This window comes from Saccharothrix sp. CCNWYY140, assembly GCF_037401995.1.
Classification (GTDB): Bacteria; Actinomycetota; Actinomycetes; order Mycobacteriales; family Pseudonocardiaceae; genus Actinosynnema.
The window spans coordinates 12,969-36,554 of sequence record NZ_JBBEGC010000050.1 but is presented as its reverse complement, the minus strand read 5'-3'; the positions used below and the strand labels follow the sequence as shown (position 1 = coordinate 36,554).

At 70.9% G+C, this 23,586-nt stretch carries 19 protein-coding genes and 2 pseudogenes; 10 read left to right on the top strand and 11 right to left on the bottom strand.

Translation table 11 applies throughout. The annotated features are described in order from the left end of the window. Nucleotides 1-4: 4 nt before the first annotated feature. Together WBN91_RS21890 and WBN91_RS21885 are read right to left on the bottom strand one after the other, a co-directional pair. Nucleotides 5-1,069, bottom strand: coding sequence for a cobalamin-independent methionine synthase II family protein (locus WBN91_RS21890; RefSeq protein WP_337725970.1), 1,065 nt, complete (start codon nucleotides 1,067-1,069; stop codon nucleotides 5-7). A gap of 24 nt (nucleotides 1,070-1,093) precedes the next feature. After that, entirely contained in the window at nucleotides 1,094-1,969 is an 876-nt protein-coding gene (locus WBN91_RS21885) for a hypothetical protein (RefSeq protein ID WP_337725993.1), read from the bottom strand. A 479-nt stretch (nucleotides 1,970-2,448) separates the two neighbouring features. On the opposite strand from WBN91_RS21885, the gene WBN91_RS21880 reads away from it, so the two are divergent. From WBN91_RS21880 to WBN91_RS21860, 5 genes are all read left to right on the top strand, one after another. Continuing rightward, complete coding sequence (locus WBN91_RS21880; protein ID WP_337725971.1) at nucleotides 2,449-8,172, top strand: type I polyketide synthase; 5,724 nt, start codon at nucleotides 2,449-2,451, stop codon at nucleotides 8,170-8,172. Then, entirely contained in the window at nucleotides 8,173-8,631 is a 459-nt protein-coding gene (locus WBN91_RS21875) for an acyl-CoA thioesterase (RefSeq protein ID WP_337725972.1), read from the top strand. A gap of 4 nt (nucleotides 8,632-8,635) precedes the next feature. Then, a complete protein-coding gene (locus tag WBN91_RS21870) occupies nucleotides 8,636-9,133 on the top strand; it encodes a flavin reductase family protein (RefSeq protein ID WP_337725973.1) in 498 nt (165 codons plus the stop codon). An 88-nt stretch (nucleotides 9,134-9,221) separates the two neighbouring features. Then, nucleotides 9,222-10,229: an SDR family NAD(P)-dependent oxidoreductase gene (locus WBN91_RS21865; protein ID WP_337725974.1), complete on the top strand. Its 1,008-nt coding sequence runs from the start codon at nucleotides 9,222-9,224 to the stop codon at nucleotides 10,227-10,229. A gap of 53 nt (nucleotides 10,230-10,282) precedes the next feature. Next, the gene (locus tag WBN91_RS21860) at nucleotides 10,283-11,818 is read left to right on the top strand and encodes an acyl-CoA carboxylase subunit beta (protein WP_337725994.1); all 1,536 of its coding nucleotides are present in this window, start codon (nucleotides 10,283-10,285) and stop codon (nucleotides 11,816-11,818) included. 15 nt (nucleotides 11,819-11,833) lie between these two features. Here WBN91_RS21860 and WBN91_RS21855 read toward each other — a convergent pair whose 3' ends face one another. The 4 genes and pseudogenes from WBN91_RS21855 to WBN91_RS39200 form a co-directional block, all read right to left on the bottom strand. Beyond that, the gene (locus WBN91_RS21855) at nucleotides 11,834-12,442 is read right to left on the bottom strand and encodes a 5-methylcytosine restriction system specificity protein McrC (protein WP_337725975.1); all 609 of its coding nucleotides are present in this window, start codon (nucleotides 12,440-12,442) and stop codon (nucleotides 11,834-11,836) included. Further along, nucleotides 12,439-12,798 carry a hypothetical protein gene (locus WBN91_RS21850; RefSeq protein WP_337725976.1) on the bottom strand — a complete coding sequence of 120 codons (360 nt, stop codon included), beginning with the start codon at nucleotides 12,796-12,798 and terminating at the stop codon, nucleotides 12,439-12,441. The genes WBN91_RS21855 and WBN91_RS21850 overlap by 4 nt, the downstream gene beginning before the upstream one ends. Before the next feature lie 8 nt (nucleotides 12,799-12,806). Next, nucleotides 12,807-13,079: pseudogene (locus WBN91_RS21845) on the bottom strand (AAA family ATPase); the annotation flags it as partial. 19 nt (nucleotides 13,080-13,098) lie between these two features. Continuing rightward, on the bottom strand, nucleotides 13,099-13,365 hold the full coding sequence (locus WBN91_RS39200) for a hypothetical protein (RefSeq protein WP_443217768.1): 267 nt from the start codon (nucleotides 13,363-13,365) through the stop codon (nucleotides 13,099-13,101). Nucleotides 13,366-13,864: 499 nt separating this feature from the next. Between WBN91_RS39200 and WBN91_RS21835 the strand changes: the two genes are divergently transcribed. Continuing rightward, nucleotides 13,865-15,793, top strand: a complete 1,929-nt coding sequence (locus tag WBN91_RS21835) for an RICIN domain-containing protein (protein ID WP_337725977.1) — start codon at nucleotides 13,865-13,867, stop codon at nucleotides 15,791-15,793. 37 nt (nucleotides 15,794-15,830) lie between these two features. Here WBN91_RS21835 and WBN91_RS21830 read toward each other — a convergent pair whose 3' ends face one another. Continuing rightward, the gene (locus WBN91_RS21830) at nucleotides 15,831-16,424 is read right to left on the bottom strand and encodes a hypothetical protein (protein ID WP_337725978.1); all 594 of its coding nucleotides are present in this window, start codon (nucleotides 16,422-16,424) and stop codon (nucleotides 15,831-15,833) included. A 338-nt stretch (nucleotides 16,425-16,762) separates the two neighbouring features. On the opposite strand from WBN91_RS21830, the pseudogene WBN91_RS21825 reads away from it, so the two are divergent. Then, nucleotides 16,763-16,978: pseudogene (locus WBN91_RS21825) on the top strand (transposase); the annotation flags it as partial. Here WBN91_RS21825 and WBN91_RS21820 read toward each other — a convergent pair. Next, a complete protein-coding gene (locus WBN91_RS21820) occupies nucleotides 16,964-17,383 on the bottom strand; it encodes a hypothetical protein (RefSeq protein ID WP_337725995.1) in 420 nt (139 codons plus the stop codon). The pseudogene WBN91_RS21825 and the gene WBN91_RS21820 sit on opposite strands and share 15 nt — an antisense overlap. 46 nt (nucleotides 17,384-17,429) lie before the next feature. Next, the gene (locus WBN91_RS21815; protein ID WP_337725979.1) at nucleotides 17,430-18,086 is read right to left on the bottom strand and encodes a TetR/AcrR family transcriptional regulator; all 657 of its coding nucleotides are present in this window, start codon (nucleotides 18,084-18,086) and stop codon (nucleotides 17,430-17,432) included. A gap of 72 nt (nucleotides 18,087-18,158) precedes the next feature. On the opposite strand from WBN91_RS21815, the gene WBN91_RS21810 reads away from it, so the two are divergent. Then, a complete protein-coding gene (locus WBN91_RS21810; protein ID WP_337725980.1) occupies nucleotides 18,159-19,145 on the top strand; it encodes a carotenoid oxygenase family protein in 987 nt (328 codons plus the stop codon). Between the two features lie 7 nt (nucleotides 19,146-19,152). On the opposite strand, the gene WBN91_RS21805 is transcribed toward WBN91_RS21810, so the two are convergent. Continuing rightward, nucleotides 19,153-19,947 carry a TIGR03084 family metal-binding protein gene (locus tag WBN91_RS21805; protein ID WP_337725981.1) on the bottom strand — a complete coding sequence of 265 codons (795 nt, stop codon included), beginning with the start codon at nucleotides 19,945-19,947 and terminating at the stop codon, nucleotides 19,153-19,155. Between the two features lie 93 nt (nucleotides 19,948-20,040). Continuing rightward, a complete protein-coding gene (locus tag WBN91_RS21800; RefSeq protein ID WP_337725982.1) occupies nucleotides 20,041-21,408 on the bottom strand; it encodes an alpha/beta hydrolase in 1,368 nt (455 codons plus the stop codon). A gap of 110 nt (nucleotides 21,409-21,518) precedes the next feature. On the opposite strand from WBN91_RS21800, the gene WBN91_RS21795 reads away from it, so the two are divergent. Together WBN91_RS21795 and WBN91_RS21790 are read left to right on the top strand one after the other, a co-directional pair. Next, nucleotides 21,519-22,013 carry a metallophosphoesterase family protein gene (locus WBN91_RS21795; RefSeq protein ID WP_337725983.1) on the top strand — a complete coding sequence of 165 codons (495 nt, stop codon included), beginning with the start codon at nucleotides 21,519-21,521 and terminating at the stop codon, nucleotides 22,011-22,013. A 66-nt stretch (nucleotides 22,014-22,079) separates the two neighbouring features. Beyond that, nucleotides 22,080-23,282: a cytochrome P450 family protein gene (locus WBN91_RS21790; RefSeq protein WP_337725984.1), complete on the top strand. Its 1,203-nt coding sequence runs from the start codon at nucleotides 22,080-22,082 to the stop codon at nucleotides 23,280-23,282. Nucleotides 23,283-23,586 lie beyond the last annotated feature (304 nt).

The following is a 23,586-nucleotide window of genomic DNA, read 5'->3' as shown; positions in this document are numbered from 1 at the left end:
TCCTCTAGACCCCCAATGTGTCTTCGGCCTTCTGCGTGCCCTCGACCCGGGCGGCGATCTTGGCGAACGCGGTGTCCCGCGAGGTCGAGGTGTCGTCGGAGAACGGCGCGAAACCGCAGTCGTCGCACGTCCCCAGCTGGTCGGGCGGGATGAACTCGGCCGCCTCCAGCACCCGCTCGCGCACCTCGTCGGCGCTTTCCACGCGCGGGTCGATGGGGTCGGTGACCCCGATGAACACCCGCGCGCCGGCGGGCAGGTGGTCGCGGATGATCGACAGCACGCGGCGGCGGTCCGGCTCGGCGGCCAGGGCCACGGAGAACTGCCCGGCTCGCAGCGTGAACAGGTCGGGCAGCAGGTCGGCGTAGTCGACGTCCGCGCTGTGCGTGGCGTCCCAGTCGCCGCCGGGGCAGGTGTGCACCCCGATCCTCGTCCGCTCGTCGGCGGAGAACCGGGACAGCACCTGGTTGTTCAGCGCGATCAGGTCGCGCAGGATCGACTTGGACGGGTCGAGCTTGATCGACAGCCGGGCCTCGGTGAAGTCCAGCTGCACCGAGTGCGCGCCGGCGTCCAGCGCTTGCCGGATGTCGGCCTCGGCCTCGTCGAGCAGGTCGGCCAGGAACTGCTCCCGGCCGTAGGAGTCGATGCCGCTCGCCGGGTAGAGCAGGCTCAGCGCCGACGGCGCGATCACCGACTGCTTGACCGGCAGGTCGGTCAGCCGCTGAGCGGCCCGCAACTGGTCCACGGCGTGGGCCGCGTACCGGAACGGGCCGCTGGTCAGCGTCGGCAGCTGCCGGGTGTGGCCGTCGGAGAACGGCACCACCAGGCCACCCGGGTCGAGGTCGGGCAACCCCGCCACCGGGTAGGTCAGGAAGCTGGACTTGGCTTGCTCGCCGTCGGTGACCACCGACGAGCCGGCGGCCTCGAACCGGGCGATGGTGTCGCGCACCGCCCGGTCGGTCAGCTCGTCGATCCGCTCGGCCCCGATGCGGCCGGCGGCGAAGTCGGCGTGCGCGCCGATCAGCTCCGCCGGGCGCGGGATGCTGCCGATCGGTTCGGTCGGAATCCCCATGTGGTGTTCCCCTTTGCGCGCGGGTCAGGCCCACGGCGCGGTGGGGTACCACGGGATGATCTCCCGCCGGGCCAGGAGCCGGACGTCCCAGTACAGGAAGGTGAAGACACCGGCGACGATCAGCGCGGCGGCCGTGATCACGGTCGCGCGGGTCGGCTTCTCGGTCAGCCACCGCTGCAACCGGCCGCCGGTGAAGTGCGCCAGCGCGAGGAACAGTAGGGCCATGATCACGATGTTGCCTACCGACTGAAGGGTGAACGCGGCGGCTCCGTAGAGTGGATTCCCGCTCTCCGCGGCGTCCCGGAACATCTTGCGGAACAGGCCGAACGGCCTACCGATGAGGAACCCGCCGATCAGCACGCCCATGAACACCATCGGCGCGTTGGGCCACCGCTGGGAGATCTTGCGGAACGGGTCCTTGACCACGCCCAGCGACGCCAGGCCCAGGTAGGTCATGACCACGCCGATCACGCCGAACACCACCAGCGACTGGATGCTGCGGCCGTTGAGGGTGCCCGCCGCGGCCTGCGCGGTGGAGAACTGCGGCATCCGCGTGCCGACGATGCCGACCAGGGCGCCGTAGAGGGCGGACACGCCGATCATGCCGACCGAGAGCCACCCCAGCGGCTTGAGCGAGGCCTTCAGCCGCGTCCACCGGCTGCCGGTCGAGCCCAGCATCGGCGCGACCGCGCCGAACGCGGCGATGTTGCACGCGGTGAACGAGCCCGCGATGCCGGTGGCGAAGGCGAACGCGATGCCCGCGGCGATCCCCGTGATCGGCGAGCCCTTGGCGTCCTGGCCCAGCAGGGTGTTGGCGACGTTGTCGCCGATCACCGAGTCCACGAAGTGGGCCGACCACACCACCGTGAGGAGGAAGCCGCCCAGCGCGCTGAGCGCGATGATCAAGCCGCGCCGGCGTGGGAAATGACCGTTGACCAACGTCGAGGTCGCCCGCGGATCGCCCCCGGCGGGCTCTTGGTGGTGGAGGTGGTTGGTGCCACTGCGCGTCATGGGCTCTCCTTGAGGTTGGTCGTCGGGCCGGTCGGTCGTCTGGCGCGGTCCTTTGATCGTTCGCCTCCGCGAGCGCACACCAGCATCCGTCGTGCCCCGCGGCCGGTCCTTCTCCAAAAATGCGCAGTCTGCGCCCGCGCGGGCAGTCTTGCGCCGGTCCGACGGTTGCGTCACCGCACCGACAATGAAAATGACGCTGTTATGGAATAGTCCCTGGTCGGAGGGCACAATCGGAGAAGCAACGCCGTCGGTGCTCCGGCAGGCTAGGTCGGGCGCGCATTCTTCGAAGCATCGCCGCCATTGTCGGCACAAAGTGCGCGATGTTTCTGCCGAGGGGATCGAACCGGAGTCGCGGAGACGGTGAAAGCATGAGCAGTGAGCGGATCGCAATTGTCGGCATCGGGTTGCGCTACCCCGATGCCGGTTCCACCGGAGAACTGTGGGAAAACGTGTTGGCCGGTCGCCGTGCCTTCCGCCGACTGCCTGACGAGCGGATGAACCACGCCGACTACTACTCGCCCGACCCGAAGGCGCCCGACCGCTTCTACTCGGCCAAGGCCGCGGTCCTGCGCGACTTCGAGTTCGACCGGGTCAAGTACCGCGTGGCGGGCAGCACCTACCGGTCGACCGACCTGACGCACTGGCTCGCGCTGGACGTCGTGGCGCAGGCCCTGGCCGACGCGGGCTTCCCCGACGCCGAGGGCCTGCCCCGGCGCAGCACGGGCGTGGTCCTGGGCAACAGCCTGACCGGCGAGTTCTCCCGCGCCAACATCATGCGGCTGCGCTGGCCGTACGTGCGCCGCACGGTCGCCGCCGCGCTGACCGCCAAGGGCTGGCCGGAGGACGAGACCGCGGGTTTCCTGCGCGAGTTGGAGGTGCAGTACAAGGCCCCGTTCCCGCCCATCGACGAGGACTCGCTGGCAGGCGGCCTGGCCAACACCATCGCGGGCCGCATCTGCAACTACTTCGACCTGCACGGCGGCGGCTACACCGTGGACGGCGCCTGCTCCTCCTCGCTGCTCTCGGTCGCCACGGCGGCCAAGTCGCTGGTGGAGGGCGACCTGGACGTGGCCGTCGCGGGCGGCGTGGACCTGTCCATCGACCCGTTCGAGGTCATCGGCTTCGCCAAGACCGGCGCGCTGGCCACCGGCGAGATGAAGGTCTACGACAAGGACTCCAACGGCTTCTGGCCGGGCGAGGGCGCCGGCGCGCTGGTGCTCATGCGCGAGGAGGACGCCCTCAAGCGGGGTGCGCGGATCTACGCCAGCATCGCCGGCTGGGGCGTGTCCTCCGACGGCAAGGGCGGCATCACCCGCCCCGAGGCCAGCGGTCACCGCCTGGCCATCACCAGGGCCTACGAACGCGCCGGCTACGGCGTGGAGTCCGTGTCCTACTTCGAGGGTCACGGCACCGGCACCGCGCTGGGCGACGCCACCGAGATCGAGGCGCTGTCCACCGCCCGCCGCGCCGCCGACCCGCACGCCCGGCCCGCCGCGCTGAGCAGCGTCAAGGGCAACTTCGGGCACACCAAGGCGGCGGCGGGGGTCGCCGGTCTGATCAAAGCGACCCTCGCCGTGCACCACCAGGTCATCCCGCCGGGCACCGGGCACTTCGACCCGCACCCGAAGCTGACCGCCGACGACGCCGTGATGTACGTGCCGCGTGCGGCCGAGCTGTGGCCCGCCGACCAGCCCGTGCGGGCCGGCGTGTCCGCGATGGGTTTCGGCGGTATCAACACCCACATCGCGCTGGAGCAGGCGCCCGACGCCGCCCGCCGGTCCGGGTTGGACGACCAGACCCGCGCGCTGGTCGCCTCCCGCCAGGACGCCGAGGTCCTGCTGTTCGACGGCGTGGACCTCGCGGCGGTGCGCGAGAAGCTCACCGAGGTGGCCGCGCTCCTGCCCAAGCTGGCCCTCGCCGAGCTGGCCGACCTGGCCGGCGCGCTGGCCGCGCGGCTGACCGGCGCGCCGGTGCGCGCTGCCGTGGTGGCCACCAGCCCCGACGAGGCCGCGCGCAAGGTCGGGCGGCTGCTGGAGCTGCTGGGCGGTGGACCGGTGTTCGACGCCGCCGACGGCATCTTCCTGGACTCGCGCCCGGAGGCGCCGCGGATCGCGTTCCTGTTCCCCGGCCAGGGTTCCGGGCGGGGCGCGGTCGGCGCGATCCGGCGGCGGTTCGCCGTGGCCGAGGACGTCTTCGCGGGCCTGGGCCTGCCGACCAACGGCAACCAGGTCGCCACCGAGGTCGCCCAGCCGCGCATCGTCGCCGGCGCGCTGGCGGGTCTGAAGGTGTTGCGGGAGCTGGGGATCGAGGCGGACACCGCCGTCGGGCACAGCCTCGGCGAGCTGACCGCCGTGCACTGGGGCGGCGCGCTCAGCGCCGGCCGCGTGCTCAACCTGGCCGCCGAGCGCGGTCGCGTGATGGCGTCGGCCAGCAAGGGCGGCGGCGCGATGGCGGGCCTGGCCACCGGTCCGGAGCGGGCGCTGGAGCTGGCGGCCGGCGAGGACGTGGTGATCGCGGGCTACAACGGGCCGACGCAGACCGTGCTGTCCGGTCCGGCCGAGGCCGTGGACCGGGTGTGCGCGGTGGCGCGGGAGGCCGGCGTGCACGCCACCCGCATCAACGTCTCGCACGCCTTCCACTCGCCGCTGGTCGAGCCGGCGGCGGTGGCGATGCGGGAACGGCTGGTGGACTTCGACTTCGGTCGCCTGATCCGGCCGGTGCACTCCACGGTCACCGGTGACGTGCTGGAGCCCGGCACCGACCTGCGCGACCTGCTGCGCGACCAGGTGCTGCTGCCGGTGCGGTTCCACGAGGCCGCGGCCAAGGCGGCGGCGCGGACGGACCTGGTGGTGGAGGTCGGCCCCGGGCGGGTGCTGTCCGGGCTGATGGGCGAGATCGCGCCGGCCAAGCCGGTGCTGTCGGTGGACACCGACTCCGCCTCGCTGGTGCCGCTGCTGACCATCGTGGCCGCCGCGCACGCGCTGGGCGCCCCGGTGCGGGTCGACGCGCTGTTCGCCGACCGGGTCCTGCGGACGCTGCCGCTGGACGGGGACATGACGTTCCTGGCCAGCCCGTGCGAGACCGCCCCGGCGTGGGACGCGGGCTCGGTCGTCTTCGAGGAGCCGACGAAGGCCGAGGAGTCCACTGAGGACACTTCGGGCGAGTCCACCCTGGAGTTGCTGCGCAGGCTCGCCGCGCAGCGGGTCGAGCTGCCGCTGGAGGCGATCAGCGCGTCCACGCACCCGCTGGACGACCTGCACCTGAGCTCGATCACGGTCGGCCAGCTGGTCAACGAGGTGACCCGCACGCTGGGCCGCCCCGCGCTGGAGGCCCAGCCGAACTTCGCCACCGTGCGACTGGGCGAGCTGGCCGAGCTGATCGACCAGCTGGCGTCCACCGAGCACGCCGAGGAGAAGGCCGGCGGCGAGGTGCCGGGCGTCGCGCCGTGGGTGCGGCCGTTCCTGGTGACCCACGTCGAGCGCCCGCACCCGGTGGCCGTACCCGCCGCCGCGGGGCAGTGGACGGTGTTCGCGTCCGAGGGGCACCCGCTGGCCGAGCCGCTGCGGACGGCGCTGCCCGGTGACGGTGTCCTGCTGATCCCGGCGGAGGGTGACACCAGCCTGTTCCTGGAGGCCGCGCGGGCCGTGCTGGCCGCGCCCGCCGGGACCAGGTTCGCCGTGGTGCAGGGCAAGCTGGGCGCGTCCGGGTTGGCGCGCACGCTGCACCTGGAAGCGCCGCAGGTGCCGGTGACCGTGGTCGAACTGGCCGACGACACCGACGCCGTGGCGCGGGTGGCCGCCGAGGTCGCGGCCACGACCGGGTTCTCCCAGGTCCGCTACGACGAGAACGGCGTGCGGACGGTCCCGGTGCTGCGGGCGGTGTCCGGCGCCAAGACCGGCACTCCGCTGACCGCGGACGACGTCCTGCTGGTGACCGGTGGCGGCAAGGGCATCACCGCCGAGTGCGCGCTGGCCATCGCCCAGGACTCGGGCGCCGCGCTGGCCCTGGTCGGCCGCGCCGACCCGGCGCAGGACCCCGAACTGGCCGCGAACCTGGCCCGCATGACCGCCGCCGGCGTCCGGCACCGCTACGAGCGGGCCGACGTCACCAGGGCGGCCGAGGTCGCCGACGTGGTCGACCGGTTCCGCGCCGAACTGGGCGAGGTCACCGCCGTGCTGCACGGCGCGGGCCGCAACGAGCCGCGCGCGATCACCGGCCTGACCGACGAGGACTTCGCCAAGACCCTCGCGCCCAAGATCGACGGCCTGCGGGCCGTGCTGGACGCGGTCGACCCCGAGCGGATCAAGCTGCTGGTCACCTTCGGCAGCATCATCGGCCGGGCCGGTCTGCGCGGCGAGGCGCACTACTCGACCGCCAACGACTGGATGTCCGAGCTGACCGTGGACTTCGGCCGCAAGTACCCGCAGGCGCGGGTGCTGGCCCTGGAGTGGTCGGTCTGGTCGGGCGCGGGCATGGGCGAGCGGCTGGGCGTGGTCGAGGCGCTGATGCGCGACGGCATCACGCCGATCTCCACCGACGCCGGCATCGCCGTGCTGCGCGAGGTGCTGGCCGACCCGGAGGTCGGACCGGTGCTGGTGGTCAGCGGCCGGGCCGCGGGCCTGCCGACGCTGGAACTGGAGCGCGAGGACCTGCCGCTGACCCGGTTCGTCGACCGCGTGCTGGTGCACTACCCGGCCGTCGAGCTGGTCACCGAGGCGGAGCTGTCCGCGGGCAGCGACCCGTACCTGGGCGACCACCTGCTGGAAGGTGACCTGCTGTTCCCGGCCGTGCTGGGCATGGAGGCCATGACCCAGGTGGCGACCGCGCTGACCGGGTTCAGCGTGCCGCCGGTGCTGGAGGACGTGGAGTTCCTGCGGCCGGTGGTGGTGCGGCCCGACGGGTCGCTGACCGTGCGGCTGGCGGCGCTGGCGCAGGGCGACGTGGTGGACGTGGCGATCCGGGCCGAGGACACCGGGTTCTCCGCCGACCACTTCCGCGCCCGGCTGCGCTTCCCGCGCCCGGAGATCCCCTCCGGCGGCCCAGTCGAGGAACCCGGCCTGCCGCTGGTGCCGGTGGACCCGGTGACCGAGCTGTACGGCAGCGTGCTGTTCCAGGGCAAGCGGTTCCAGCGGTTGCAGGGCTACCGGCGGGCCTCCGCGCGGCACGCCGTGGCCGAGGTCGCGACCACGCCGGTGGCGACCTGGTTCGCCCCGTTCCTGCCGCAGGACCGGCTGCTGGCCGACCCGGGCACGCGGGACGTGATGATGCACGCCATCCAGTGCTGCGTCCCGGACGCGACGCTGCTGCCGCAGCGGGTGGAACGGCTCTACCTGGCCCACCCGAGCGAGCAGGCCGCCGAGTACGTGGTGCTCGACGCCCGCGAGCGGTCCCAGGACGGCGACAGCTACACCTACGACCTGGACGTCCGCGACCCGGCGGGCAAGGTCGTGGAGCGCTGGGAGGGCCTGGTCCTGCGGGCGGTGCGCAAGCGCGACGGCGCCGGTCCGTGGACGCCGACCATGCTCGGCTCCTACCTGGAGCGGTCGCTGGAACGGGTGCTGGGCGGCAGCCGCGCGGTGGTCGTCGAGCCCGACCCGACCGACACCCAGTCCGACCGGCGCACGCAGACCGCGCTGGCACTGGGCCGGGCGCTCAACCGGCGGGTCGAGGTGCGCTACCGGCCCGACGGCAAGCCCGAGGTCGACGGCGCGGAGGTGTCCGCCTCGCACGGCGCGGGGTTGACCCTGGCCGTGGCGGGCTCGGGTCGGCTGGGCTGCGACGTCGAGACCGCCGTGCCGCGGGCCGAACAGGACTGGGCCGACCTGCTGGGCGCGGACCTGATGGCCGTGCGCGACCTGCTCTCCCACGAGGCCGCGGAGACCGCCGCGGTCGCCGGGACGCGGGTGTGGGGCGCGCTGGAGTGCCTGCGCAAGACCGGGTCCACGACCCAGGCCCTCACCGTCGATCGGGTGCACCCCGACGGCTGGGCCGTGCTGTCCGCGGGTGACGCGAAGGTCGCCACCTGGGCCACGACCGTGAACGGGCGCACCGAGCCGGTGGTGTTCGCGGTGCTCGTCGGGAAGGAGGGCTAGATGTCGGACTACTACGAGATCCGCCACACCGTCGGCTTCGAGGAGACCAACCTCGTCGGCAACGTCTACTACGTCAACTACCTGCGCTGGCAGGGCCGGTGCCGCGAGATGTTCCTCAAGGAGAAGGCGCCGGCGGTGCTGGCCGAGGTCCAGGAGGACCTGAAGCTGTTCACGCTCAAGGTCGAGTGCGAGTTCTACGCCGAGATCACCGCGTTCGACGAGCTGTCGGTCCGGATGCGGCTGGAGGAGCTGACCCAGACCCAGGTCCAGTTCAGCTTCGACTACGTGAAGGTCACCGACGGCCAGCAGCTGCTGGTGGCCCGGGGCCGGCAGCGCATCGCGTGCATGCGCGGCCCGAACACCGACACGGTGCCCGCGCGGGTCCCGGAGGAGCTGCGGCGGGCGCTGGCGCCCTACGCGGAGACCCCGGTGCTGGCGCGTGCCGGACTGGGGGGATGACCCGATGTACGACGCGGTGCCCACGATGGAGGAGACGTCGTTGCGGGAAGCCATGTCCCGCTTCGCGACCGGCGTGACCGTGCTGACGGTCGGGGGCGAGCACGCCCACGGCATGACCGCGAACTCGTTCACCTCGGTGTCGCTGGACCCGCCGCTGGTGCTCTGCTGCGTCGCGCGGACCGCGGTCATGCACGAGGCGATCAGCGGGGCGAAGCAGTTCGCCGTCTCCGTCATGGGCGCCGACCAGGAGCGGACGGCGCGGTACTTCGCGGACAAGCGCCGTCCGCGCGGGGCGGCCCAGTTCGACGTGGTGGACTGGTTGCCCGGCGACCACACCGGCGCGCCGCTGCTGTCGGGGTCGCTGGCGTGGCTGGAGTGCGAGCTGGAGCAGTGGTACGAAGGCGGTGACCACACGATCTTCCTGGGTCGGGTGCTCAGCTGCCGGCGCGGTGCGGGCACGCAGGCGCTGCTGTTCTACGGCAGCGCGTTCCACCAGGTGTGACGTCTTGCCCCGGTCGGGTGACCCGTTGCGGTCACCCGACCGGGGTTTCGGGTGTGCCGGCCGCGCGGGCCGGCGGAGGGGAGCGCACATGCTGGTGACCGTCACCGGCGGCAGTGGTTTCGTCGGGTCCCACACGGTCGCGGAGCTGGTGCGGTCGGGACACCGGGTCCGCCTGCTGGTCCGCGCGGAGTCCGCTGTGGACACTGCTCTGCGTCCACTGGAGGTGCCTTCGGGCGCGGTGGACGTCGTGGTCGGCGACGTGACCGACGAGTTGGCCGTCACCTCGGCGGTGCGCGGCGCGGACGCCGTCGTGCACGCGGCCTCGGTGTACTCGTTCGACCGGCGGCGGCGTGCGGAGATGCTGCGCACCAACGTCCGCGGCACCGAGGTGGTGCTCGGGACCGCGCGTCGGTTGAACGTCGGGCGGATCGTGCACGTGTCGAGCATCGCCGCGTTGTTCGGGCCGGGGGTGCGGGTGATCCGCGAGTCCTCGCCGGTCGGGACGACCCGCGAGCCTTATGCGGCAACGAAAGCCGCCTCGGAGGCGGTGGCGCGCCGGTTCCAGGACGAGGGTGCGCCGGTCGTCATCAGTTACCCGCCGGCGTTGCTCGGGCCGAACGACCCGAAGGTGGGTGACCAGACCGAGCGGCTGCGCAACACCTTGCGCGGCCTGATGCCGATGTGGCCCTCCGGGGGTTTGCAGATCGGCGACGTCCGGGACACGGCCGCCCTGCACGCGGCGCTGCTCGGTCCGGACGTGACCGGTGGGCACTTCGGGCCGGGTCGCTACCTGACCACCCAGGAGTACCTGCGGACCGTGCGGGAGGTCACCGGGCGGGCGTTGCCCGCGGTGTTCCTGCCGGCGGTCACGATGGTCCCGGTGGGCAAGCTCGTGGACCTGGTCCAACCCCTGTGGCCGTGGCACATCCCGGCCGAGTACGGGGCCATCGCCACGGTCGGCGCGGCCACCCGCGTGGACGCCTCGGCCGGCACGCTGGACTTCAAGCCCCGGCCGTTCGCCGACACCGTGGCCGACACGGTCCGGTGGCTCGGCGCGTCCGGGCTGCTCACCGCGCGACAGGCGGGTCGCCGGTGACCACCTCCAACGTCGAGCACGTCGACCTGCGCCCCGAGTTGCCCCCGCGCACGATGGAGTTGCTGCGCGAACGCAACGACGACCTGCGCTCCCGGGCGGTGTCCGGCGACGGCACCCAACGCCAACACGCCCTGGGCAAGCGCACCGCCCGCGAACGCCTGGACCTCCTGCTGGACCCGGACTCGTTCGTCGAGGTGGACCTGTTCCGCCGCCACCAGGCACACGGCCTGAAGGTCTCCGACCACCGCCCGCACACCGACGGCGTGGTCGCGGGGTCCGGCACGATCGACGGCCGAAGGGTGTTCGTCTACGCCCAGGACTTCACGATCTTCGGCGGTTCCCTGGGCCAGGCGCACGCAGCCAAGATCCACAAGGTCATGGACATGGCCCTGGCGACCGGCGCCCCGATCATCGGCCTCAACGACAGCGGCGGCGCACGCATCCAGGAGGGTGTGATGGCGCTGGACGGGTATGGCGGGATCTTCCGCCGGCAGGTGGAGGCGTCCGGCGTGATACCGCAGATCTCGGTGGTGCTGGGACCTTGTGCCGGCGGTGCCGCTTACTCGCCCGCGTTGGCGGACTTCACTTTCATCGTCCGCGGCACCGGCCAGATGTACCTGACTGGTCCTGACGTCGTGGCTGCCGTGAACGGGGAGCGCGTGACCCATGAGGAGTTGGGCGGTGCTGCTGTACACAGTGGACTCTCAGGTGTGGCCTCCTTCGTGCACGACGACGAGGAGAGCTGTCTGGCCGACGTCCGCTACTTGATCTCCCTGTTGCCGTCGAACAACATGGAACCCCCGCCTGCTTACGAGCCTTGTGGTGCTAGCCAGGACATCCGGCCGGCGTTCGCTTCTCTGGTGCCCGTGGAGCCCAACAAGCCTTACGACATCCGGGACTTGATCGTCGAGCTGGTGGACGACGGGGAGTTCTTGGAGGTTCACGAGGGGTGGGCGGCGAACGTGGTGTGCGCGTTCGGTCGGGTGGATGGTGGTGTGGTTGGAGTCGTAGGCAACCAGCCGATGGTGTTGGCCGGGGTGTTGGACATCGAGGCGTCCCAGAAGGCGGCCAGGTTCGTGCGTTTCTGCGACGCTTTCGGCATCCCTTTGGTGTCTTTGGTCGATGTGCCCGGTTTCCTGCCTGGAACGGACCAGGAACACCACGGTGTCATCCGGCACGGCGCCAAGCTGCTGTACGCGTACTGCGAGGCGACCGTGCCCAGGATCCAGGTCATCGTGCGCAAGGCTTACGGCGGTGCTTACATCGTCATGGACTCGCGGTCCATCGGCACGGACTTGTCCCTGGCGTGGCCGACGAACGAGATCGCGGTGATGGGGGCGGAGGGAGCTGTCAACGTCATCTTCCGCAAGGAGCTGGCGGCATCGGCCGACCCGGTGGAGCTGCGGGCGGAGTTGCTGGCGGAGTACTCGGAACAGCTGGTGCACCCGTACTACGCGGCAGAACGAGGCCTGGTAGACGACGTCATCGACCCCTCCCACACCCGAGCCTCGGTAGCCCGAGGCTTGTCCATGCTCCGCGACAAACGCCGCACCCCAGCAGCCCGCAAACACGGCAACGTCCCGCTGTAGGGCGACCTGGCCCGCTCACGTCCAGGCGGAGCGGGCCAGGTCGGTCACCTGGGCGAGGATCTCTTCCGGTGGCGCGGTGAGGTCGAGCGAGCACTTCGTGATCGTGACCGGTGAGTTGAGCACGCGGTGGTCGGTGACGGTGACACCGTTGCCCGGGTAGACCAGCCAGGCCCGGTCGACTTGGAGTGCGGTGCAGTAGGCGAGCACTTGGTAGACGTCCGTGGTGGGCGACTTCCTACGACGCTTGTACTTCGCATCCACGACGAACCGCGGCCGGCCGTCGACGAAGTGCACGACGTCCACCTTCATCTTGATGAGGCCATCGGGGTCGAGCGCGGTCCAGAACTGCCGCTCGGTCCGACCACCGACGGTTCGCCAGGCCTCGGTCAGCGCGGCGGTCAGGAAGTCCTCGAAGACCGTCTCCATGTTGACAACGAACGACGCAATCGACAGCTTGTCCTTGCCCACCTCGAAGGACAGCGACCGCAGCACGAGGTCCGCCAGCCGGAAGCTCGAGCCCGTGCGCCGGACGCTGACCAGTTCCGACTCCTGGAGGCGGGCCACCTGGGCGGAGGTCAGCGACACGGTCTTGCCCGTGCTGTCGTTCTCGTCCAGCTCGATCACGGCAGCCGGCGGATCGCGTCGAGGCCGAACGTGTCGTGGACCTCCTGCCGGCCCATGCGGTCGTAGTAGTGCTCTTCGAGCAGCGGCAGGATGGAGTGTTCCCACACGATGTCCAGGCCGTCGTCGGCGTCCGGCTTCATCAGGTACGACGGCCCGATCTTGAACTCGCGGTCGGTCCCGATGACGCGGTTGAGCTTGGCCGGCAACCCGGCCCGACCGTCGTCCTTGCCGTTGGCCGCGGCCCACCGCGTCAACAGGCCCTGCACCGGCGGGTGGTCGGGGTGCAGTTCGACGAAGGCGAACCGGCGGCGCATCGCGGCGTCCACCAGCGCGATCGACCGGTCGGCGGTGTTCATCGTGCCGATCACGAAGATGTTGGCGGGCAGCTTGAACTGGTTGCCGGAGGGGAGTACTGGAGGTCGACCGCCTCGTCCCGGTACTCCAGCAGGAAGTACAGCTCGCCGAACACCTTCGGGAGGTTGGCGCGGTTGATCTCGTCGGTGATCAGCACGTGCGGTTGTTCCGGCTTGTCCAGGGCGTCCTGGGCCAGCCGCAGCAGCGGACCGTCCACCAGGCCGAAGCCGACGGTGTCGCCGCCGGTGACGGGCCGGAACCCCTGGAAGAAGTCCTCGTAGGTGTAAGTAGCCGTTTCCGAGCTAGGGACGTTGAGCGAGTCGGCGGCTGGTGATGCGGATCATGGACCAGCGGACCATGTCCTCGTGGTGGTGGGGTAGGCGTTCGTAGTCGCGGACGCAGCGGCGGTGTCCGGTGATCCACGCCAACGTCCGCTCCACCACCCACCTCCTCGGCAGCACGGTGAAGTACGGCACCTGTGGACGTTGGACGATCTCCACCACCAGCAGGCCGAGAACCTTACGGGCCCAGTCGATCAGCGGACCGGTGTAGCCGCCGTCGGCCCACACCAGCGCAACCCGTCTCCTGTGGGGTGCCAGAACTCTGCACTGAGCTGCTGAGCTGCGGTAATCGTGCACCATGTGCCCAAGCGCCTACGCATACCGCCTGCACCCGGACGTGACACCGACACCTCGTGGCGAGGGTTCCTGCGCGCGCAGGCCCTCGCTCGGCTGATCACCAGCCGGGACCACTGGGCCGACACCGGGGTCGTCCACTCTCCGGACGGGCCGGTCCGGGTGGCTTGGCCACCGGTTCAGCCGCAATCATCGGATCAGTGGTTGCGCCGATGCCGCCTCGTCACGCATTATTCACGCACTTTGCAGCACGCGGGCTCCGACTGGGGTAATTCATCCGACCTATCGCATGGAGGCGATACGAGCGGTTCGGGTCAGAAGGCGCCCGCTGAGTCCACCGCAACGATCCGGACCGGCGGCGCAGCGCAGGACACCACCACTGTCACCACCGCACGAACGGAACACCGTGCAACAGTCCATTCAGGAGACCTACATGTCCTCTGGTCAGCCATCACGACGTAGTTTCCTGGCGTTCACCGGGGCCGCCGCCGTGCTCGCGGCGCTGCCCGCCGGCGCGCGCACGGCATACGCCGACTCCCCCCAGGCGAACCTCGACAAGCTGGTCCAGCTGAGGTTCGGGATGTTCAACCACTTCAGCCTGGGCACCTTCACCAACCAGGAGTGGGCCGCACCCAACCAGAGCCCCACCCTCTTCGCTCCCCCGAGTGTCAACTGCGGGCAGTGGGCCGACGCGGCGGCTGCCGCGAAGATGAGCTACGGCATCCTGACCACCAAGCACCACGACGGCTTCGCCCTGTGGCCGAGCGCCTATGGCACCCAGAACGTCGCGAACAGCTCCTACAAGCACGACGTGGTGCAGGCCTACTGCGACGCCTTCCGGGCGAAGGGGCTGAAGGTCGGGTTCTACTACTCGATCTGGGACCGCACCTTCGGCGTCGAGGCGTGGGAGAGCCGGCACAAGGTCGCCGGGCTGGAGATCACCGATGCCATCCAGCCCGGCGACATGACCTTCATCCTCGGTCAGATCCGCGAGCTGCTGACCAACTACGGCACCATCGACATGTTCATGACCGATGGTTACGCGTGGCAGATGGGGCAGCAGGCCGTCTCCTACCAGAGGATTCGTTCACTGGTGAAGGAGCTCCAGCCGGACTGCGTCATGCTCGACATCGGCGGGCTGACGGAACCCTTCCTCAGCGACGCGATCTTCTTCGAGGAGCCGCTGGGCATCACGGCGCCGGCGGGCAACACCTACGCCGGCATGCAGGGACAGACCATCAGCAACGGCTGGTTCTGGCACCCCTCCACCCCGACCGAGGGCCTCATGAGCAGGGACGCGATCCTCGCGCACCTGGCCGACCTGGAACCGAAGTACACCTCGTTCATCCTCAACTGCCCGCCCAACCGCAACGGCCTGCTGGACACCAACATCGTCAACCGGCTCGCCGAGGTCGGCGCGGTGTGGAGCCCCGACACCTCCCGGCCGCCGCTGCCCACCCAACCACTGCGCGCCGAACACCCCGTCACACCGGTCAACGCGTACGCCACCGCCTTCCGCACCCGCGAGGGCCCGCTCCACGCCATCGACGGACTCAGCGACGCCCGCTACGAAACCTGCTGGTCGACTTGGGGCCTGCCGCTGCCGCAGTCGATCACCATCGACCTGGGCGGGGTGTGGAGCAACGTCTCCACCCTGGAATACCTGCCCAAGCAGTGGAACCGCACCAACTCCACCGACGGCGACATCACCTCATACACCATCCTCACCAGCACCGACGGGATCACCTTCACCCAGGTCGCCACCGGCACCTGGGCCGGCAACGGCAAGTACAAGGTGGTCGAGTGGCCCAACCGGAACGTGGGCTTCGTGCGGATCCAGGTCAACGCGGCCACCGGCGGCTACGCCAACATCGGCGGCCTGAGGATCGGCGGCCGGTCGGTCAAGCCGGCACTGGTGTCCACCACGCTGCCGGGTGACGGCACGGTCTACCGGCTGGTCGCCCGGCACAGCGGCAAGGTCGCCGACGTGCAAAGCTCGGGCACCGCCAACGGCACCAACGTCCTGCAATGGCCGTGGCGCGACCAACCGAACCAGAAGTGGACCTTCACCAACACCGGCGACGGCTACTACAAGATCAAGGGTGTGGGCAGCGGCAAGCTGCTGGAGGTCGCGGGCCTCTCCCGCGCGGACGGCGGCAACGTCGGCATCTGGTCGGACGCCAGTGCCCCCCAACAGCACTGGGCCGTCACACCCACCGGTGACGGGCACTACTTCCTCGTCAACCGCTACAGCGGGCTGTCCCTCGCCGTCGACGAGGCCGGCACCGCCAACGGAGCCAACATCGAGCAGCAGCCGTACGCGTCGCGGACCGAGCAACAGTGGCAGATCATCCCCTCCTGATCCTGACTGGAACCGCCGGATGCGCCCGCGCTGCCCGCTACAGAGATTGAATGGTCAGGATCAGGGTGGCTCTGGGGCGAGGTGAGTCCGGTCTGGGCGAGGAAGCCGGTCGAGAGGTCGGTGGGGTTGAGGTCGGGGCGTAGGCGGGTAACTGGATGACGTGCAGCCAGTCTCGGCCGGTGACCAGTCGCCGGATGGCGGTGCTGATGTGGGTGGTGAAGTCGGTCCAGGGCGCGGTTTCGGCCTTGTCGACCGGTCCGTTTCCCTGGACCGCTTCCCGCACCCGGCGTGCCCGTTTCCGGGCACCGGGCGCTCGGCAAGCCCTGTCCGAAGTCTGCGTCTGGTTCCTCAGTTCGTGATCGGCCACGGTGTCGGGATCACTGCTCCACGGTAGCGGTGTCGCGTGGCGGCTACCTTTGCCGGGTTGAACAGCGGCCTGTCCTCCGGGGCCGGCCACCAACCGGCAATCGCAGTACGGACCACCGGGTCCTCGGGCGATGTGCTCGTCCAGGACCGTCAGGGCTACGTTGCTCAGCAACGGTGAGAGGATCGAACCCTGCGGGGTTCCGGCGCGGTTCTCCCTCAGCAGGCGGTCCTCGCCGAGGATGCCCGCCTTGAGGAATGCCTTCACCAGTACCAGGACGCGCTTGTCTCCGGCTCGCGCCCGCACTCTGTCCACTAAGGACACGTGCGATCTCGTCGAAGCAGGCCGTGATGTCGCCCTCTACGATCCACTCATACGAGCGCGAGGAGAGGTAACGAACCTCGGCCACCGCGTCGTGAGCGCGGCGGTTCTGGCGGAACCCTTAGTGCCCGTTTCCGAGCTTGGCAGGTGAAGGCGCTTTGATGCGCAGACGAGGGAACTCCTGGTAGATCGGACGTTGTCGAAGCGCCGTTCTGCCAGGAGTTCCGTTGTCATCGTGCCCGATGCCCGCGGGCGGACCCACCGCGGGTGCCCTCTGCTGCCGCCTGGCCGCGTCCCACCAGCCCACCGCGCGGACGGCTCGGTATCCGACCGGCGTCACCGACGCCCAGTGGGCCGAGCTCGACCCGCTGCTGCCTGATCCGATGTGCCTGGCCGGTCGGGGCGGGCGGTGGGAGAAGCACTGCCGCCGGGTGATCGTGGACGCGATCCTGTACGTGGTCGACAACGGCATCAAGTGGCGGGCTCTACCCGCGGACTTCCGCGGCGCCGTACCCGGGGACCTGGAGCCGGAGCCGGATCTGCTTGGTGGAGTTGCCGTCCGAGGTCTGGCCGATCCTGCCCTGCGCGCGGCTGAGCTGCCGGCGGAACTGCTCGATGTCGGCCAGGTCCGCCAGTTCGACCCGCTGGTCCAGGATCGTGCGCTGCGACTCGGGCAGGCTCCGGGTCCGGCTGGAGTCGACGACCCCGTTCACCAGCGCGGCACCCAGGTCGCGGAGCCGGCCGAGCAGCAGTTCCAGCGTGCGGTTGTACTGGGGGTTGCGGCCGTTCGGGTAGCCGGTGGACTTGCCGCTCGCGCTCCTCATCACCAGCGAGAGCAGGTCACCTTCCGGTTCGACCTCGAACTCCGCGTCGAGCAGCACACCCGTGTCGTCTGTTGCCTGCACACGCCGATCGTATGCAAGACAAGCCGGGCTGCCGGGCGGAACGGGGTCAGACGGAGATCTCGGTGTCCAGGCGGGTGCGGGAGTCGGCTACCGAGCGGGTCGCGGTTTCGGGTTTGTCGCCGGCGCTGACCATCATGTTGACCAGTTGGGATTCGAAGATGCGGTCGGCGTCGTAGGGCTCGAACAAGTAGTCGCCCAGTTCCAGGGTCACCAGGCCGTGCGTGGTGATCCACATGTGGTGGGCCACCAGTTCCGGGTCGCCTGGTTCGAAGCGGCCCGAGGAGATGCAGCGGCCGGCGCAGCGGGCCACGTTGGCCAGGGTGTAGCGGCCGTGTTGGCGGTCCTCGTCGGACAGCGTGAAGCCGGCCAGGGAGAAGCCGCCGAACATCACCGCGTACAGGTCCGGGTTGGCCAGGGCGTTGCTGCGGTAGGCACGGCCCAGCAGCGCCATGTCGGCCACCGGGTCGTCGGTTTCCGTGACACCGGTCAGGTAGCGCTGCAACCGGGAGAAGCCCTCGTGGACCATCTCGCGCACGAGGCCTTGCATACCACCGAAGTGCGTGTACACCGCCATCGTCGAGGACCCGGCCTCGGCGGCGATCCGTCGGGTCGACAGCGCCTGGGGCCCCTCCTCGCCGAGGAGGCGGGCGGCGATGTCGACGAGCGTGGACCGGGCGTTGGGGTCCGATCGGCGTGGGCTCACCTTGACAGTATTCCATAACGCCGCTATAAATTGTAACCAGAACACTGTTATGGAATGCGGGAGGTGGGGGTCGTGGCCGCGCCGACACGGGAAGCCGAAGTGGGTCTCGACGTGCGGGGCGAGCTCCCCGCCGCACTGGACGGCGCCTACGTCCAGACCGCCGCGCGCGGGGTGTGCGGCATCCGGCTCGGCGGCGGTGGGGCGCGGTGGTTCCGCGGGCCCCGGCCGGTCGGGCTCGTGCCCCCGGACCCGTTGGTCGCGCGTCCGGTGTTCGACGGGAAGCGTTGGCACACCGCGATGTCGCACCCCGGGCTGGGGTACGCGGAGCACGTGGTGCGCGGCACCGGTGGCGAGCTGAAGTCCGCGACACCGTTCCCCGCAGCGGGCGTGCCCGTCCTCGCGGTGGCCGGGAGGTTCGTGGTGGTCGTCGAATCCGGCCCGTACTACAGCCGCGCGGCGGAGCTGGTCGGGGTGCGGGACCCGTACGTGCACCGCGACGACCGTCCCGTGCGCATCGGGCTGATCGACGGCGGCGAGCCGTGCTGGTTCGAGGTCGGCACGGGCGAGGTGTGGCACGCCGTCAACGCCCACACCGAGCTGGGCCGGGTCGTCGTGGACGCCGTGTGGGCGCCCGGTGTCCTCCGTCGCTGCACGCTCGACCTCGCGACCGGCGCCGTGCGCACGACCACGTTGCCGTCACTGGACATCGGCGGCGTGGACCCGCGCGTCGCCAACCGGCGACACCGGTTCGTCTTCGGCTCCGCCGGCAACTCCCTGGTGCGCTACGACGTGGCCCTCGGCCACCGCAGCGTGCGCGAGCTCCCGACCACACCGTCCCAACCGGTGTTCATCCCACGCGGCCAGGACGAGGGCGACGGCTGGCTGATGTCCCTGGTGGGCGACCGCCTGCTGGTGCTCGACGCCGAAGACCTCGCCGCCCGCCCGGTCGCCGAGGTGACGCTGCCCTTCGCCGTGCCCGCCACGCCGCGCGCGCAGTGGGTGACGGCCCTGGAACTCCACACGGCCCCGGAACTCCGCGGGGAGCACCGGGGCCGCTGAAGCAGGCTCAGTCCAGAGTGGACAGTGCGAACTGGCCGGGGCGACGACCCTCCCCGGCCGGGCCGCGGTAGGCCTGGGCGATCTCCAGCCACCTCGTGGCCAAGTCGCCCTCCGCCTTCACGTCCAGGTCGGAGTGGTGCCGCCGACGCGTCACCAGCAGGCAGAAGTCCTCCGCCGACCCGGTCACGCGCTGCGCGGCGTCCTCCGGCCCGTACTCCCACCGCGCGCCCGAGGGCGCGGTGATCTCGAACCGGAACTCCTCCGCCGGCGGCTCCTCGCCGCGCGCCAGGTAGCCGAAGTCCTTGGTGCGCACCGCGAAACCGACCAGGTAGCCCAGCCGGTCGTCCCACTCGCGGTGCACGCCCAGCGCGTCGGCGACGTCCTGACCGTGCCCGAACAGCTCCATCATCCCCGCGCTGGCCAGCACCGACGGCGGCAGCGGGTTCACCAGCCACGGCACCACGGTGTCGGCGGGCACGGCGGCCAGCGCCGCGATCGCGGTGGACTTGGTCTTCTGCCACCGGTCCACCAGCGCGGTGGTGTCCAATGCGAGGTGCGGCGCCATCGCGCCGGTCACGTTCGCGTCGAAGTCGGCGGACAGCCCCGCGATCATCGCGCGGAACCGGTCGCCGTCGGCCGCCGCGAGACCCGCCATCGCGAAGATCGCGGTCAGGTGCGCCACCTGGTGCTTCACCGTCCACCCGGGCGACGGCGTGGGCAGCGACCACGCGGTGTCGTCGAGGTCGGCGATCATCCGGTCGAAGTCGTCGCCCGTGGCCCGGAGCGCCGTGATCACGTCCATGCGCATGTCCTTCGGTCGAGTTCGCTGGGCTCCGACGATGCCTCAGCGCGCGGCCGATGTCTTCTCGCGTCGTGCTCTTAGGGACGTTGTGCTCTAAGGGCTTGGCGGCGACACCAGGTGCGCCACCTCCCGCGCCAAGGTCACGGGATCGTTGAAGTACGCGGTGTGGCCGACCCCCGACCAGGTCAGCAGCTGCGAGCCGGCGATCTGCCGGGCCAGGCCGCGTCCCCACACCATCGGCGTGGCCGGGTCGTGCTCGCCGCTGACGACCAGAACGTTCGCCACGCCACTGACGTGTTCCCGCCGCCACGGGTTCGCCGCCGGGATCGGCCACCCGGCGCACCCGGCCTGGACGTCCCAACCCTCGACGTACCCGCGGGTCACCGGTGCGATGCGCCGGATCTCCCGTTGCCGCACCGCGAGGTCGACGAAACCCCTGACGTCACTGGGGAAGTCGTGGCACGCGATCACCCGGTACGCCGGGTCGGTGGACTGGGCGGCGAAGGGGGCCGCGTCGGTTTCCGCGTCCCGCAACAACTCCGCGAGCCGGGACCAGTTGGCGGGGGAGTACAGCGCCGAGTACGTGCCGTACCCGAGCTGTTCGGCGGGAACGCCGTTCGGGATCCCTTGCGCCGGAAGTGGTGCGCGGTCCAACAGCGACCGGTAGTACGCGGTGACGTCCTTGTCATGCAAGGCGCACTTGACTTCCTCTGCGCACCACTGCGCGAACCGCGCGAACACGTCTTCTGTCACGCGTGCCTCGTCCGAGGCCATGCGCCGCGTGCCGACGGTGTGGTCGACCGCGCCGTCGAACACCGCCGCGCGGACGCGGTCCGGGAACAGGCGGGCGTAGGTGGTACCGAGCAAAGTCCCGTAGGACAGCCCCAGCCAGCTGACTTGCCGTTCTCCCAACGCCTTCCGCACCGCGTCGAAGTCGCGGGCGGCACTGATCGTGTCCACGTGGTCGATCAGCGGACCGGTGGCACGGCGGCAATCCTCGGCGACGCGCCGGTTGTGCGAGACCAGCCGCTGGTACTGCTCGGCGGTGGCCGGGAACTGCGTCACAGCAGGGTCGAACGGCGGCGTCGGGCAGGTGATCGCGGGCCGGCTCTCCCCGACACCGCGCGGGTCCACGCCGACGATGTCGAACCGGTCGCGCAGCTCGGCCGTGAACACGTCCCGCGCGTAGTCCCGCACCATCGGCACGCCGGGACCGCCCGGTCCGCCGGGGTTGATGAACAGCACACCGATCCGCCGCGCGGGATCGGCCTTCACGCGGGACACGGCCAGGGTGATCCGCTCACCCGGGCGGTCCCAGTCCAGCGGCACCCGCACGGAACCGCACTCGGCCCCCTGCTCGCCGCACGCCCGCCACGCGATGCCCGGTTCGGCCCGCGCCACGGCGGGCGCGATCGCGGCGGCCAGTCCCAGTACGACCGCCAGCGCGGTCTTTCCCCTCATGTCGTCCCCTCACTCGTCGTGCCGGACGATCATGTGGCGCTCCTCGCCGCGCGGTCGTCAGCCGGCGGGATGACGGGCGGTCATCCCGTGGTCGGGGTATCAACGTCGGTATGAGAGTCGTGGTCCTGTCCGACACGCACGCGCCCCGCCGGTGGAAGAGCTGTCCGCCGAGGGTCGCGGAGCACCTGCGTGACGCCGACCTGATCCTGCACGCCGGGGACGTGTGCGTGCCGTCCGTGCTGGACGAGCTGGCGGCGTTCGCCCCGGTGGTGGCGGTGTGCGGCAACAACGACGGGCCGGACGTGGTCGCGTGGGGAGCGCCGGAGGCGGTGGAGCTGGACGTGGACGGCCTGCCGGTGGCGATGATCCACGACAGCGGCCAGGCGAAGGGGCGCACGGCCCGGATGCGGCGGCGGTTCCCGAACGCGCGGCTGGTGGTGTTCGGGCACTCCCACATCCCGCTGGACGAGACCGGCGACGGCGTGCGCATCTTCAACCCGGGTTCGCCCACCGACCGCCGTCGTCAGCCGCACGGGACGATCGGCGTGCTGGAGGTGGCGGCGGGCGAGCTGGTGTCGGCGCGGATCGTGCCCGTCACCGATTAGCCCCTTGTACGCAGTGTCATGGTGTGGTGACTATGGGTTTCCTACCGTCGATAGTCTGGAGACCTGATGGCGTTCACCCTCGACCCCACCGGCCGCGACATCCACGGCGAGGCGGAGGTGTTGCGCGCACGGGGCCGGCTGACCCGGGTCGAGCTGCCCGGCGGGATCACCGCGTGGTCGGTCGGGGGCCTGGCGGACCTCAAACGGCTGCTCGGCGACGAACGGCTGTCCAAGGACCCGCGCCGGCACTGGCGGGCGTGGCAGGACGGCGAGGTCCCGGACGACTGGCCGCTGCACCTGTGGGTGTCGGTGCGCAACATGTTCACCGCCTACGGCGACGAACACCGCAGGCTGCGGGCGTTGGTGTCCAAGGCCTTCACCCCGCGGCGGGTCGAGGACCTGCGTCCGGGGGTCGAGCAGATCACCGCCGACCTCCTGGACGCACTGGCCGCCGGACCGGACGTGACCGACCTGCGCGAGGGTTTCGCCTACCCGCTGCCGATCGAGGTGATCTGCCGGCTGTTCGGCGTGCCCGAGGACCTGCGACCGGGGCTGCGGAGGGCGGTGGACGTCATCTTCGACACGACCGCCTCGCCGGAGGTAGCCGTCGCCAACCAGCAGGACCTGTACGCCTTGCTGCACGGGCTGATCGAGGCCAAGCGGAGCAACCCCGGCGACGACCTGGCCGACGGCCTGATCGCGGCGCGCGACGAGGACGGGACGCGGCTGACCGAGCAGGAGCTGGTGGACACGCTGATCCTGGTGCTGGCCGCCGGCCACGAGACCACGGTGAACCTGCTGGACCACGCCATCACGGCTTTGTTGACGCACCCGTCGTGGCTGGGGCGGGTTGTGGCGGGCGAGGTGTCGTGGGCGGATGTGGTCGAGGAGACCTTGCGGTGGCAGGCGCCTGTGGCGCACTTGCCGTTGCGGTATGCGGTGGAGGATGTCGAGGTTGACGGGGTGGTGATCGCGCGGGGGGAGGCTGTGCTGGCCGGGTATGCGGCGGCCGGGCGGGATCCTGAGCAGCACGGTCCGACGGCGGCGGAGTTCGATCCGGGGCGGGCGGACAAGACGCACTTGTCGTTCGGGTTCGGCGCGCACTACTGCTTGGGTGCGCCGCTGGCGCGGATGGAGGCGGAGATCGCGCTGCCGGCGTTGTTCGGGCGGTTCCCGGGGTTGGGGCTCGCGGTGCCGGCGGAGGAGTTGCACCCTTTGCCGTCGTTCATCTCCAACGGCCACGCCTCACTCCCGGTCCGACTGCGCTAGCCGGCGTCTGCGTGCTGACCGGCGGCCTCCGGCCCCCGTCTCCATTGTCCCACGGGGGACCGACAATTCCGGCCGGTGTCGCGTGCGCTGGGCTGCGGTGCTGTGGGCGGCGGCAGGCTCGTGCGGTGGGCGACGGGGGAGGGGACCGAGGGGCGCGGGCGCGGCGAGCGCGGGTGAGTGGGCGCAAGTACACGGGTTGATGCGCGGCGGCAGAGGGCGTGGCGGCAGAGGGCGTGGTGGAAGGGGGCGTGGTGGAAGGGGGCGTGGTGGAAGGGGGCGCGCGGAGAGGAGCGCGTGGGAGTGG

Coding starts and splice junctions, on each gene's coding strand:
- WBN91_RS21890 (WP_337725970.1), bottom strand. CDS start 1,069: ATGGGGATTCCGACCGAACCGATCGGCAGCATCCCGCGCCCGGCGGAG.
- WBN91_RS21880 (WP_337725971.1), top strand. CDS start 2,449: ATGAGCAGTGAGCGGATCGCAATTGTCGGCATCGGGTTGCGCTACCCC.
- WBN91_RS21875 (WP_337725972.1), top strand. CDS start 8,173: ATGTCGGACTACTACGAGATCCGCCACACCGTCGGCTTCGAGGAGACC.
- WBN91_RS21870 (WP_337725973.1), top strand. CDS start 8,636: ATGTACGACGCGGTGCCCACGATGGAGGAGACGTCGTTGCGGGAAGCC.
- WBN91_RS21865 (WP_337725974.1), top strand. CDS start 9,222: ATGCTGGTGACCGTCACCGGCGGCAGTGGTTTCGTCGGGTCCCACACG.
- WBN91_RS21860 (WP_337725994.1), top strand. CDS start 10,283: ATGGAGTTGCTGCGCGAACGCAACGACGACCTGCGCTCCCGGGCGGTG.
- WBN91_RS21850 (WP_337725976.1), bottom strand. CDS start 12,798: ATGAACACCGCCGACCGGTCGATCGCGCTGGTGGACGCCGCGATGCGC.
- WBN91_RS21835 (WP_337725977.1), top strand. CDS start 13,865: ATGTCCTCTGGTCAGCCATCACGACGTAGTTTCCTGGCGTTCACCGGG.
- WBN91_RS21805 (WP_337725981.1), bottom strand. CDS start 19,947: ATGGACGTGATCACGGCGCTCCGGGCCACGGGCGACGACTTCGACCGG.
- WBN91_RS21800 (WP_337725982.1), bottom strand. CDS start 21,408: ATGAGGGGAAAGACCGCGCTGGCGGTCGTACTGGGACTGGCCGCCGCG.
- WBN91_RS21795 (WP_337725983.1), top strand. CDS start 21,519: ATGAGAGTCGTGGTCCTGTCCGACACGCACGCGCCCCGCCGGTGGAAG.
- WBN91_RS21790 (WP_337725984.1), top strand. CDS start 22,080: ATGGCGTTCACCCTCGACCCCACCGGCCGCGACATCCACGGCGAGGCG.